This is a genomic window from Rhizobium sp. WCS2018Hpa-16 (assembly GCF_031843705.1).
In the GTDB taxonomy this organism is placed as follows: domain Bacteria; phylum Pseudomonadota; class Alphaproteobacteria; order Rhizobiales; family Rhizobiaceae; genus Agrobacterium; species Agrobacterium tumefaciens_C.
Genome location: NZ_JAVTIX010000008.1, coordinates 133604 through 147101, shown reverse-complemented (window position 1 = coordinate 147101; position 13498 = coordinate 133604). Strand labels below are relative to the sequence as shown.

General features: G+C 56.6%; 9 protein-coding genes and 2 pseudogenes. 6 read left to right on the top strand and 5 right to left on the bottom strand.

Annotated elements, in window-relative coordinates; genetic code table 11:
* Positions 1 to 336: 336 nt before the first annotated feature.
* The 4 genes and pseudogenes from RQI55_RS20170 to RQI55_RS24275 all read right to left on the bottom strand — a co-directional run.
* Complete coding sequence (locus RQI55_RS20170) at positions 337 to 2058, bottom strand: GAF domain-containing sensor histidine kinase (RefSeq protein ID WP_311273370.1); 1722 nt, start codon at positions 2056 to 2058, stop codon at positions 337 to 339.
* A 117-nt stretch (positions 2059 to 2175) separates the two neighbouring features.
* Entirely contained in the window at positions 2176 to 2550 is a 375-nt protein-coding gene (locus tag RQI55_RS20165; RefSeq protein WP_192067533.1) for a response regulator, read from the bottom strand.
* Positions 2550 to 3692 (bottom strand): histidine kinase dimerization/phosphoacceptor domain -containing protein, encoded by a 1143-nt coding sequence (locus tag RQI55_RS20160; protein WP_311273369.1) that lies wholly within the window; start codon positions 3690 to 3692, stop codon positions 2550 to 2552. Before RQI55_RS20160 ends, RQI55_RS20165 begins: the two co-directional genes overlap by 1 nt.
* 65 nt (positions 3693 to 3757) lie before the next feature.
* Positions 3758 to 3952: pseudogene (locus tag RQI55_RS24275) on the bottom strand (PAS domain-containing protein); the annotation flags it as partial.
* 373 nt (positions 3953 to 4325) lie between these two features.
* On the opposite strand from RQI55_RS24275, the gene RQI55_RS20155 reads away from it, so the two are divergent.
* Positions 4326 to 6875, top strand: coding sequence for an HWE histidine kinase domain-containing protein (locus tag RQI55_RS20155; RefSeq protein ID WP_311273368.1), 2550 nt, complete (start codon positions 4326 to 4328; stop codon positions 6873 to 6875).
* 138 nt (positions 6876 to 7013) lie between these two features.
* Here RQI55_RS20155 and RQI55_RS20150 read toward each other — a convergent pair whose 3' ends face one another.
* Positions 7014 to 7256, bottom strand: a complete 243-nt coding sequence (locus RQI55_RS20150; protein ID WP_067650325.1) for a helix-turn-helix transcriptional regulator — start codon at positions 7254 to 7256, stop codon at positions 7014 to 7016.
* 122 nt (positions 7257 to 7378) lie between these two features.
* Here RQI55_RS20150 and RQI55_RS20145 point away from each other — a divergent pair, with 122 nt between their 5' ends.
* The 5 genes and pseudogenes from RQI55_RS20145 (at position 7379) to RQI55_RS20125 (ending at position 13442) form a co-directional block, all read left to right on the top strand.
* Positions 7379 to 8023, top strand: coding sequence for a hypothetical protein (locus RQI55_RS20145; RefSeq protein WP_311273367.1), 645 nt, complete (start codon positions 7379 to 7381; stop codon positions 8021 to 8023).
* Positions 8024 to 8312: 289 nt separating this feature from the next.
* Positions 8313 to 9895, top strand: a pseudogene (locus RQI55_RS20140) (ABC transporter substrate-binding protein).
* 11 nt (positions 9896 to 9906) lie between these two features.
* On the top strand, positions 9907 to 10878 hold the full coding sequence (locus tag RQI55_RS20135) for an ABC transporter permease (RefSeq protein ID WP_192067526.1): 972 nt from the start codon (positions 9907 to 9909) through the stop codon (positions 10876 to 10878).
* An 11-nt stretch (positions 10879 to 10889) separates the two neighbouring features.
* The gene (locus RQI55_RS20130; protein WP_311273366.1) at positions 10890 to 11759 is read left to right on the top strand and encodes an ABC transporter permease; all 870 of its coding nucleotides are present in this window, start codon (positions 10890 to 10892) and stop codon (positions 11757 to 11759) included.
* A complete protein-coding gene (locus RQI55_RS20125) occupies positions 11760 to 13442 on the top strand; it encodes an ABC transporter ATP-binding protein (RefSeq protein ID WP_311273365.1) in 1683 nt (560 codons plus the stop codon). It begins immediately after the preceding gene.
* Positions 13443 to 13498: the final 56 nt, after the last annotated feature.

The following is a 13498-nucleotide window of genomic DNA, read 5'->3' as shown; positions in this document are numbered from 1 at the left end:
ATTCACCATCTCTGTCGTGTCCGATTGACACACCGCAATCTCGCAAATCTAACCAAAAACCATCGCGGAAGTTCCCAACACATCAGATGGTCTGGATATCGCTTATGATTTTCACGCGAAGGCAAGGCCATAACAACCGCTTGCCGTGGACCGCAGTGAGAAGCACGTCGACCGCACCGTTTGGGTCCGACACCTCGGCACGCCCCCCCATTTTGAGTTCCTCCCGCTAGGGGTTGACCGACGACATGTTTCCATTTTGCTCTGCATGCATAGACACACGCGCGTCGTCAATCATCTGGAGCGGCTGGTGTCGTCAAAGCGATTGTCTCAGACAGCTCACGGGGCCGTTGAAATTGGCATTCTGAAAGTAAAGCAAGTTTCGGCTGGATCGGAGCGAACATCGATCCGACCCCCGTGAGCCCGGGCGATCTGAGAAGCGATATACAGGCCGAGGCCGAGGCCCTGCGTCCCTGACTTCCCCTCACCTCGTCTGAACGGCAGGAAGAGCTTGTCGATCTGAGATACCTCGATGGGCTCCCCACCATTGGTGACGGAAATTTCGAGCTCATCATTTTCCAACTGCGCTCTGATTTCGACAGCTTTGTCCTCTGCGCCGTGCGTGACAGCGTTGGCGACGAGATTTGACACCATCTGCGCTATCCGATCGTGGTCGACTGCGACGGCCTTCTCTATCTCGATCGACACATTGATCTGTCTCGCCGGATTGGCCAGGACCACCTCATCAACGACGTGTCGGATGGTTTCAGCAAGATCGTTCAGAGACGTAGAAAGAACAAGTCCGCTGCCCATGCGAGCCCGCGCGAGGTCCATCACGTTTTCCACAAGACCCGACATCCTGGAAAGACTAGCCTTCATGAGCTTGAGGATCACCGGGCTTCGTTCAGTCCACCCCTCTTTCAGAAGACGGGACGTGCCAGCATCTACCGCAGCTATCGGGTTGCGAAGATCGTGTCCGAGAACAGCAATGAACTGCTCTCGCAGTTCGGATAGTTCCCTTTCCTGTTCCAGGGCGGCTCTGGTAATTTCAAGACGTGTCCCAGCATCAAGATGGTGGGCTATCAGTTCGGCAAACAGTTTGAATGCGCCCATCACTTCCGGGTTTTTGACCTTGGCCGGGTTTGGATCGATAGCGCACAGGGTTCCCCAGAACGCGCCGTTTTCCAGGATGATCGGTTCGGAGATGTAGCTCCGCAGCCCGTAGATGCGTGGCGTGTGATGATCGCGGTACTGAGAATCTTCGACCGCGTCATCGAAGACGATGGTCTGCCGATGACCGCGGATCTCGTTGCAGAGAGTGCTTTCCAGCGGCAGCTCATCACCAGGCTTTAGTCCGAAGCCGACCGGATCGAGAACCTGGCAGGCAACCCAGCGGTTCTCGGTGACGCGCGCGACGGCGGCGAAACCCATACCCGTCATCCGCAACACGACGTCAAGCATGGTCGGCACGGCGGCGATCCCAGATATGCGCTCAATGTCGTGTGCGAACTCGCCAGCCAACGTCTCTACTTCATTCTTTGCGGGCATCCGCGACGAGTTCACGGACTCTACGAAAGCTGCGTTCTCAAATGCGGTAGCGGTGGCTTCCCCGAGGGCCTCGAGCACCTCCACTTCCCAATCCGCTGGAGTATAAGGCTGTGACCAGTATGCACCGATCGCGCCGACTGGATTTTCCATCCGGATGGGTGCCATCGCCATCGCCCTTACGAAGGTGCCCGCATAGAGTTCGTAAGGAATACGGTCGTCCTGTCCAATGTCAGGAATGACGGCCGTCGCCCTGTTCATCATCGACCAACCGCTGACACAGGCAACTGATGGAAACTTCTGACCTTTCCACAACGAGCCGATGGCATCCTCTTCTACATAATGACAGAGGTCGCCATCTTTGAGGATGATCGCAATGCCGTCACACCCTATCACCGACCGGGCGGTATCGCGGAGCGTTTTGATCGCAGCCTCGGTGGTACGAGCACGCGCGATCTTCGCCCAAACTTTGGACAGCGACGCGAGGGGCGTTGAGGGTCTGGTCCGTTGATCCATCGACCAATGCCTTCCGATACGAGCCGTATTTTAGCGCGCAATTATGCAAGAAAATGCGTTTCTTTAAAAGCAAAAGTTCTGTGACCAGTTTGTCGACACGCGACGTGGAAGCAAATGTCAGCGGATGACAACGAGTTGCCCGAGCGAGCTCAGCACTTCCCTCTCGGAATAGGGTTTACCCACGAAACCGAGAGGCTGGAGAGGAAGTGCGGCTTCCCGGGTGCGCTCATCAAGGTTTCCGCTGACGAACAGCGACGGGATGTTCCAGCGCTCCCGCAAAGCCGCCGCTGTCTCGACCCCGTTGGTACCGCGAGCAAGATTTACATCCATGATAGCAACATCCACATTGCCGCCATGTTGATCTGCAAGCGCGATAGCCTGTTGCATGTGCGATGCTTGACCGACAACGTCGTAGCCCGCGTCGAGAAGCATGTCCTCGAGATCGAGCGCAAGAAGCATTTCGTCTTCGACGATCATGATACGGAGAGGCATCAGGCGCGCTCCCGTGGAAAAGTCACGGCTAGCTTATGTGCCGTTGCGTCCGGATGGTAATGAAGCTGCCCGTCGATCTGCGTAGCCATGCTCGTTACAAGCTTGAACGACAGATCCGACAGCACTGAAGGACCTCGGCTTGCCGCGTCAGGATCACGGATTTCAAGCTCCATCAGCCCGTCGGAAACCTCACGGAGCGATACGATGACAGGGCCATCGGACTTCGATGTGGTTTTGATCGGCGAACTCAGCAATTCGTTGAGGATGACAGAAAGCGGGATCGCGCGCTCGGTCGGGAGCGAAAGATCTTCTGCTTCGACAATTATCTGTCGTGTCCTGGGTGAGCTAGCGAGATCCAGGCAAAGCCTACTGATGTGATCGACCATGTCGACACTCAGAGAATTTTCCGTTCTGTACAGCCGTTCATGCACTGAGATGATCGCTCGAACCCGGGAAATGGCCTGGTTGAACGCCTCTAGCGCCGCGGGTTCTTCAAGTCTGCGGGCTTGCAAGCGGAGCGTGCTCACTACGAGCTGGAGACTGTTCTTTACACGGTGGTTCACTTCGGAAAGCAAACGCTCAAGAGCGTTGAGAGCACTGGATAGCTCCGCCTCTCGTTTCCGGTCGGCAGTCACGTCCATCAGAACACCAATCATCCTGACCTTTCCCGTCGATGTCCTCAGAACTTCGCCGCGTGAGGCAATGTATCTGATGTCGCCGTCGGGAAGATTGATCCTGTAGTCGAAGTTCATCGCGGTCTGATCCGGACAACCAATGACACTGCTGATCACCTCGCTAACACGCTCGAGATCGTCGGTATCCATTCTCGCGAAGAAGGGCTCGGCGACTGGCCCGCCACCTCCGGGGGAAAAGCCAAACATCACGTCGACCGCGTGGCTTCTGCGCCACATGTCGGTCTCGGGCTCATACTCCCACGACGCGAGGTCTGCGGCGTGAAGAGCAACGCGCAATCGCGCATCCGCCTCTCGCTGCCGAACGACGCTGTCAGTGACATCCATGGGATTCTGAATGATGTACCGGATAGCGCCATCCTCTCCGACAACAGGAGTGTGGATCGGTGTCCAGAACTTCTGAACGAAGCCACCGCCAGGCAGTGGGATGTCGTATTGGATGACAGCCATCTCGTGTGGTCTACCTGGGAGAAAGCGTGTCGTAGCGAGACCTCTAGTGGGCCTTGCTCGACAGTGCCGACTGCATCCGGATTTTCCGGGAATGCCTCGAGAATGTTGCGGCCGACGATGTCCTCTCTGGTACGCTGGGTTAGGCTCAGATAGGCATCAGAAGCTCCGACGATCACGAGATCAACGTCGAGAACTAAGTAGGGCTGTGGCATCCCCATGAGGATTGCAGCAAAATCGGTAGGACTGTCTGGTGTTTTCAAGTGCTCATTTACCCCGTCTGCCTCTGGGGAGGCAGCGCAATGTGTCGGCGCTTGCAGACACCAATCCAACCAATATCCGCCGAGATTAACCGAGTTCCGTTTAACACCGCAGCTTCTTCGCGTTTGTAACTCGAAATCTCTCAAAAGGTTTCAACTCCGACAGCAAAAAAAGCGTTTCATGCTTCCACGAACGGAACAAAATCCCACGGGTCATCGTTTCCATGCGATTTTCTACAAAATCCATCTCGAAGACATTACGAAAATCACTTCTTGGCTGATCTGAATTTCCCAAGGGTTCGTAGTCGATGCGGCTTGGATTGTGTGGCAGAAGGTAAGCGTTCCACGCATTCTCCCTGAAAGCGAGCATCTGACGTTGAGTTATGACAGAACCAAGGTAGACCTGACGAACTGCGATCGGGAACCCATTCACATTCCCGGCAGCATCCAGCCTCATGGTGCCATGGTCGTCGTGGACGACGAGACAAATCGCGTGTCCTTTGTCTCCGGCAACATCAATGAATTCCTCGGCGACACCAACCGTGACTACAAAGGAGCTGAGCTTGCCGACGTCGTCGGCTGGCGCGTGGCGCACGATATCGCGAACGCGGTGGCGAAGTCCGGAGTTGGCCAGATCGCAGGCGTGGTTCTTAAAGCCGACCTGGGTGAGAGCGGCGTTAAAGCCGATATCACAGTCCACCGATACGCAAGGCGCACCTTTCTTGAATTCGAGCCGCCTGCTTCTGCGGAAGACACGGAAGTCGCACTTCACCTCACTCAAACACTGATGAGGCGGGTCGACGCACAGAAAAATTTCGAAGGCCTTTTTTCAGCCACCGCGCGCCTCATCAGGGCCACGCTCGGTTACGATCGCGTCATGGTCTATCGCTTCCTCCACAACGGTGCCGGTCGCGTCGTTGCGGAAGCGAAAGCCCCTTCTCTCGAGACCTTCATGGGACAGCATTTTCCGGTGTCCGATATTCCGGTGCAGGCACGAGAACTCTACGTGCGAAACTGGGTTCGGGTTATCGGTGATGTTTCATTTGTTCCGGTGCCATTGCAGCCCAAGATCGCTGACGGTGATGCTCCGGTTGACCTCTCGTTCGCCCATCTGAGAAGCGTGTCGCCGATCCATTGTGAATACCTGAAGAACATGGGCGTAGCGGCGTCGATGTCGATATCGGTGGTGGTTGATGGCGAACTGTGGGGGCTGATTGCCTGTCATCACAATACGCCGAAACACCTCTCGATCCCGCTTCGGGTCGCGACGGAACTATTTGCTCAATATTTCTCTCTCCACGTGGCAACAATCGAGCACCGGACCCAGAAAGCCGCGGCCATAGGCATACGGGCTCGTCTCGATGCCATCATTTCTGGTGTGGATCCGGCAAGCCCGGTCGAACTCACCCTGCGAACCCGACTGCGCGAATTCGCCTCGCTGATCGCAAGCGACGGTGCTGGCTTGTGGACGCACGGGGAATGGTCGTCATTCGGTGTCGCTCCCCCGGAGTTAGAGGTTCCTTCCCTCATGGAACTTGTCGCGCGCAAGGCAGGCCGAAACATATGGGAGACGCAGGATCTCCGGACAGAGACCGGAAACGAAAGTGCGTACGGCTCCCGCGTCGCCGGCGTGCTCGCCATCCCGATTTCCGTATCCGCTCGGGACTTCCTTGTCTTCTTCCGCAGCGAGGAGGCACATCAGATCGAATGGGCTGGCGAGCCTCGCAAGAATGTCGAAATTACCGGGTCGGGTGAGCGTTTGACACCGCGTGGAAGCTTCGAGACCTGGCGTGAGGATGTTCGGTACAAATCCATACCTTGGACAGATGCTGACCTCGTCGTCGCGGATGCTATTCGTGGATATGTCCGGGATGTAATGCTCTCCCACAATGACGCTACCGAGGAGCAGCGCGGAAAGACTGAGGAGCAGAGAAAGCTGCTTAATTCGGAGCTCAATCATCGCGTCAAGAACATTCTCGCCTTGGTGAAGTCCATAGCGACGCAGACCGGAGCCAACGCCCTGTCTGTCGATGACTACGCGACATCATTTGAAGGAAGGCTCCGGGCACTGTCTTTTGCCCACGACCAGTCATTCGCTGGCGCGGATGGTGGCGAACTGCGCGGTCTCATCGAAGCCGAAGCGGGCATGCATCGTTTCGCGCAGATGCCGGACAGGATCACAATCGGTGGTGATCCGGTCGGGCTCACCGAGCGGGCTTTCGGGGTCTTCGCGCTTCTGCTTCACGAAATGATGACGAACTCAGCCAAATACGGCAGTTTGTCAGTGCCTTCTGGTAAGCTCGAAATCGCATGGCAGATCGGCGTTTGTGGCGATTGCGAACTTACCTGGATCGAAAGCGGGGGCCCGGAGGTCGAGCCACCCACCCGACAGGGCTTTGGAACGAGCCTGATTGAGAAGACGATCTCTCACGATCTCGGCGGATCGGTCGACATCGACTTTGCGCGGGAAGGTCTTCGTGCCCGGTTCATCGTTCCCGGAAAACATCTTCATGCCGTCACGGAGCGTATTGTTAGCCAAAATCCTGATCAGATCATGAATGAAGAAATCTTGGCTGGCCTCAGGGTTTTGCTGGTGGAGGACCAGGCGCTGATCGCGATGGATACGGAGGAACTGCTACGGACCATGGGCGCTTCGGAGGTCGTTGTGGCTGCCGACGTGGACGCTGCTCTCGACAAGATTGCAGAGACAGTTCCGGCCTGCGCCGTGCTCGACCTCAATCTAGGCTCTACTTCATCGGAGGATGTCGCTGTCGAACTGGAGCGCCGAAAAGTGCCGTATGTGTTTGCAACGGGCTACCGCGACAGCGTGAGTATTCCTGATCGCTTCGCCGGGGTCCCGGTCGTGCGAAAGCCTGTTGCTATGAAGGCGCTGGCCGTCGCCTTGCAGCAGGTCATTGCTGGCTGACAGTGGCTAGTCCGTGCGGGCTATATGGCAGCGAAAGCTTTTTGTCTGATAACCATCGCAAACGCGCACGATCGAGAGTTCGATCCTCTGGGAGGTCTAAGCCAAGGGTTCGCAAACAAACTCGTCTCGATTCTGGTGTTACGGGTTCTTGAACCTCACGCCTACACCACCGCCATTGGTTGGGATGAACTCAATTCCATCCGCTTCGAGCGTCATCTTTATGAGCTTCAAATTTGCCGGTGTGATCGCCGGGATTCCGTTATCCATTTCGGCGCGCCGAATTGTAGAGACTCCCACGCTGGCCGACTCGGCAAGATATTCAGCCGTCCATCGGAGCAGCGCTCTCGCTGCTCGAATTTGAGCTCCAGTTATTTCGCTCATTTTCTATGTTTTCTCATTGAAACATTTTCGTTCATATGCAATATTTTCGTTCACTCGGTCACACCCAGTGTTTGAGCCACCGGATGTGACCTAACCACACCTAGCTGTATGGAGCTCGGATCATGGCTGATTCTGAGAATAGCAGAACTTTGCCGGCAATCACGTGCAGAAACTCTCTGCAGACCGCGGAATGGTTCCTGTTCAACAATTTTTCTGACCAGGAGCTCTGGTCGCCGAGCTTACGCGATGGCGTCCTGACGAAATGGCATGCATGGAACCGTGCTTTTCACGAACTTGCTGCTTTTGGACGAGCTCAGCAGAAGCTCGAAAGCCAATTGATGTGCACGGCACCAGCGCTTCAGGTGGAAGTTATCTTGCCGAATAGCGCCACGCCTTTCATCACCTCCTCGATCTCCGAGATTCAGGACCGATTGAAAGGAAATGACTTTACAGTCGCCCGAGCAAAAGCAGAGGCAGATTTGCTTGCCAAGCACAAGCAGTGGGAGGCTGTGGACGAGTCTCTCGGCTACAGCCGCGCAAAGCGCGCGGAGGACGAGGCATCTCTCGTAGAGGAGCGTTTGGCCCTCAATCTCTCGCAAGCACCAGGGATGACAACCGTCGCCGTCGCCGCAAAGCTCCACTGTATTTTGGAACGCGGCTCCCCCCGACCAGACAGTAACGAGTTTCCTTGGCCTCAGATCAGGTCAGTCCTGATCGATATTCTCGCAATGCATGGTGTTTTCTCAAAGGAGACCTGTGCCCGGTAAGTCTCAACGCTCGATAATCTCTGTCTGGTTACGAGTCTAACGAGACAGGGCAGTTCCCTACACCCGATCAACTGCCGATTTTAAAACGTTCGTGCAATTTTTTCGGAATTTGCACTTTTCATGAGCAATACGTTGTGTAATGTAGAGTATACAACGACAGAGCATACAATGCAATTCATGAAGTTTCTGACCCGCGATGTGCAAGGCGCACCATGGGAAGGACGACCTGCGCCGTGAAAACTTACTGCCAGCAACGAAGTCGAAGAAATCAAAAGAAGGGAACGACCTAATGCAATTTCTAGAAGGATTCCGCCCACCTCTCCTGGCTTTGGCAATCGCCACCGCTACCTCCGCTGGATTTGTCGGGATCACCGCCGCCTTTGCGGAGGAATTGCGGGTCGGCACGCAGCTTAAACTGATGACTCTCGATCCCCACTATGCGGATCTCAATGAAAACAACGCGTTGCTGGCTCATATTTATGAGCGCCTCGTTCGACAGGATGAGCATCTCAATCCCCAGCCGGCCCTTGCTGTATCATGGAAGCGCCTGTCCCCGACCCAGTGGGAGTTCAAACTCCGCAACGGTGTTCGGTTTCACGATGGCTCCGCCTTTTCCGCTCAGGACGTCATTTATTCGATCGAGCGCGTTCGTGATTTCCTGAAGCCTCCAAGTGGTGGGTTCCAGGGCTACACCAAGCCGATCAAGTCCGTAACAGCACCGGAACCGATGACCGTCGTCATCGAAACAAATGGAGAGGCACCCACCCTTCCCTTGCAGATGACCACGTTGTTCATCCTCCCGCATAAGGCGAACGGTTTTGCCACCACCGAGGAAATGAATGCAGGTGTGCAGCCCAATGGAACCGGCCCTTACAAATTCAAGGCGTGGCAGTCCGGTGAACGTCTGACGCTATCGAACAATCCAGGTTACTGGGGTGGTGCTCCGGCGTGGTCTGATGTCACCTTCCGCATCATCGAAAGCCCGGCTGCGCGCGTGGCTGCACTCACGACCGGTGATGTTGATCTCGCAGACTTCATTCCGGCACGAGATGTCGAGGGTCTCAAGGCACGCAAGATCGAAATTGACAGCACAGCGGCGTCCCGGTCGAATTTCGTCCAGTTCGATATCGCGAGCGATCAGCCTCCAGGTGTAACAAGCAAGGACGGAAAGCCTATCGGTAATCCCTTCCGCGACAAGCGCGTTCGTCAGGCGCTGACAATGGCGACGGATCGGTCATTCATCACCGATCGGATCCTGTCCGGTTATGGCACCGCCGCTGCACAGCTTTTTCCACCGGGCCTGGCGGGAACGTCGGATAGACTGAAAGTCACCCCGCCCGACTATACCGGGGCCAAGGCTCTCTTGACAGAGGCCGGATATCCCGACGGCTTCAATGTCGTGCTGGCAGGTCCCGGTGGGCGTTATCCCGGCGATGCGGAGTCGCTGCAGTCGATTGCCCAGAACTGGGCTCGTGTCGGTGTCACGGTCCAGCCTGTCGTCTCACCCTTCTCCGTTTTCATGACGAAGCGGTCTAACGGCGAGTACCCTGTCTGGTACGGCGGCTGCTCTGGAGAAGCGGTCACACTTTGCCTGGATGGCGTCCTGCGGCACGGGGCACCGGCTCGCTCAATTACGGTCACTATGAGAACAACGCCTTCGACGAAATGCTGGTCAAAGCGAAGACGATGGAAGAAGGGCCGGGTCGTCACGAGGCTCTGGCACGCGCGACGGAATTCGTCATGACCGACTATCCAACCATTCCGCTTTACCACTACCATCTGATCGTCGGACACGGGCCGAAAGTCGGGTCCTACACTGTGCATCCGCGTGGCTGGACAATGGCCATGCAGGCCGCCTCACGAACCGAGTGAGGGCAGCGCAGATGGTATCGACAATTATTGGAAGGCTGTCACAAGCCTTTCTTCTCCTCCTCGTCATGTCGCTCATTGGCTTCATCGGCATTCACAGTGTCGGCAATCCTGTCTTCAATCTCGTCAACATCGAGACCGCGACAGCCAAGGACATCGAAATGGCGACGATCGCGCTGGGACTGGATCAGCCCCTTTGGCATCAATATTTCCTCTTCATCGGAAACGTTCTGAGCGGCAATTTCGGGACATCGTATATCTATCACCTCCCGGCGTTCGAACTGGTGATGAGCAAGTTGCCCGCAACCCTTGAGCTGGCAATCGTCGCGATGTCGATTGCAGCGCCCGGCGGAGTGCTTCTGGGATTGCTTGCAGGCCGCCGGAAAGGAAAGCCAATCGACCGTGCGATCCTCCACGGAAGCGTTATTGCGCTGAGCGTTCCATCCTTCTGGCTGAGCATGATGCTCATTCTGGTGGGTGCCATTCTGACGGGCTGGTTCCCGTCCGGTGGCCGAGGCTCCACAGCCGCCTTGTTCGGCGCGCAGTGGAGTTTCTTGACGCTCGATGGTCTTTGGAATCTGACATTACCAGCACTTGCGCTCGCGCTCCCCAACATTGCTTTGATTGCAAGGCTAACGCGGTCCGGAACGATCGAAGTCGAGACACAGGATTTCACGCGGTTTTGCCAAGCGAAGGGCCTGTCGTCCCGACGGATCCTGTTCCGACACACGCTACCGAATATCAGCGTTCCGATCGTGACGATCATTGGCATGCAGTTTGGTGGGATGCTGGCCTTTGCCGTCGTGGTCGAGTCCATATTCAACTGGCCGGGTGTCGGAAAACTATTGATTGACTCAATCCAGCTTCTCGACCGGCCAGTCGTCATGGCCACCCTCACCTTCATCTCGATTGCTTTCGTCGGGCTCAACGCACTCGTCGACCTCTTCTACGTCGTGCTCGATCCGCGCACACGCCGCAGCGCATGAAAGGGAACCCCATGAAAACCGACACGCTGCGCGCTTTGTGGAAGCGTCCCGTTCTATCCCGTATCAGCTTCCCGATGGCGCTCCTCGCCGCTTATATTCTACTGGCGCTTGCGGCATCGCTCATCGCACCTCAAAACCCCTATGACCCTTTGCAGATTTTCGCATGGGAGTCGTCTTCACCTCCAGGAGCCGCCAGCAGCGTTGGCTACACCTATCTTCTGGGGACAGACGGGCTCGGACGCGACATTTTCAGCACCGTTCTCTACGGACTGCAGATCAGCCTGTTCGTCGCCGTTACCAGCACGGCTCTTGCGGCCTTAATTGGAGTAACCGCGGGCGTCACCGCGGCATATTCCAACCGGTGGATCGATGCGCTCATCATGCGGGTTGTCGATCTGCAACTCAGTCTTCCAACAATCCTTGTCGCGCTGATCGCCATCGTGACCCTCGGGCCCGGCATCGATCGCATCATTCTTGCACTGGTCATCGTTCAATGGGCGACCTATGCACGCGTCACACGCGCTGTGGCGATGACCGAAGCGAGCAAATCATATCTGGATGCTGCGCGCCTTCTGCGACTGTCTCCGCTCCGGATCGGGCTGCGTCATCTTTTGCCGAACAGCATTGCGCCGGCAATCACACTGATCCCGATCGAGCTCGGCCATGCGGTCGCCCTTGAAGCCACGCTGTCATTCCTGGGCCTTGGTGTTCCCATCGACAAACCGTCCCTGGGCTCGGCCGTTGCGAATGGATTTCAGTATCTCCTCACCGGCCAATACTGGATCAGCCTTTTCCCGGGGCTGGCGCTGTTCGGTCTTATCGCAAGCATCAATTTCGTCGGCGAAGACATGCGCCGGCGGCTCGATCCAAGGAGCCGATGAATGGAACAGGACCAGAATCAATCTCCCCTGCTCGTGGTCAGCAATCTTACCTTGAAGCATCAACTGGCCGACACCTCGACGACAATCCTGCGGGACGTCTCTTTCGAGCTTCGTGCAGGTGAAATCCTCGGCCTGATCGGCGAATCCGGCGCAGGCAAATCGACGCTCGGCAATGCCGTGCTTGGTTTGCTCGCTCCAGGGTTTAAGCAGACTGGTGGTCGAATTCTTTTTCGGGGACAGGCCTTCGATGAAATGAGCGACAAAGACCGAATGATGTTCAGAGGACGCCGGATTTCGGCGATATTTCAGGATCACACGGCCTCACTCGACCCTTTGATGTGCGTCGGTTCGCAGATCGTCGAAACGATCCAGGCGCTGGATCGTAGTCTCACCGCTCGACAGGCCAGAGCCCACGCGCTTGACCTCATGGAGCGTGTGGGTATCCAGGATCCGGCGGCCCGATACAGTCAGTATCCACACCAGTTCTCCGGCGGACAGCGCCAAAGAATCGTGATCGCGATCGCATTGGCTGGCAAGCCGGACATTATCGTTGCGGACGAACCAACCTCTGCTCTCGATGCGACCGTCCAAAAACAGATCCTCGCCCTGTTGCGAAAACTGACGGATGAGACAACGGTCTCTATCATTCTTGTCACGCATGACATGGGCGTGATCTCGGAGATCGCAGACAGGGTCGTCGTCATGCGCCACGGCAAGGTTGTCGAACAGGGCGCGACATCCTCGATCCTCGACGCGCCAGCCGAACCTTACACCCGCGATCTCCTCGCCGCCGTTCCGCGCTTGCGCCTTTCGGGCGTCCACCAGCCGCCTGTGCTTTTTCATGGTGCGGAACCGGCTGGAGACGGCATTGATCCAGCCGGACCGGTTGGTCCTCGCTCCGTCCTGTCAGTCAAAGGCGTGACCAAGACATTCGCTCGCCGCAGCCTGCCATGGCCCCGAAGCGGTCGGCAGTCATTTGCGCTCCGGGACGTTACCATCGAGATCAAGCGCGGTGCCATTACCGGGATCGTCGGAGAAAGCGGCAGTGGCAAGAGCACGATCGGACGCATTGTCGCGGGTCTTGAGACAGCCAATCAGGGAACACTCGAAATCGATGGTGCAGGTTTCGATATTTCCCGATCAGGTCGCAAAAGCGGTCTGTTGGGACAGGTTCAGATGATATTCCAGGACCCCGCAATGTCACTCAATCCTCGCATGTCGGTCGGCTCCGCGCTTGAAGAAAGCGTTCGATCCGGCAACCGGGGATCGAAGTCATATGCTCACGAGGTCGGCGATCTCATGGACCGGCTGGGCCTGCCGAAAATCCTATTGAAGAGTTTTCCGCATCAACTATCGGGTGGCCAGAAGCAGAGGGTCTGCATCGCACGCGCCCTTCTCGCAAGACCCAGCATTATCGTCGCCGACGAGCCAACCTCGGCGCTAGACGTCTCGGTTCAAGCCGAGATCGTCACCCTTCTCAAGGAAACCGTTCGCGAGCGCGGGTTGTCGATGCTGTTCATCTCTCACGACCTGGCCCTCGTTCAGGACCTCTGCCATGCGATCTATATTTTCAAGGATGGCATCGTGGAAGATTCCGGCCCCACGGATTTCATATTCTCCCAGTCGGACAATCCCTACACGCGGCGGCTTATTGACGCCCGCCCCTTGCGGTTCACGCACTGACCTCAGACCGGCCGGACCTCCAATTCGAGTTCTGTGCCAACCAAAACTTCGCTCCT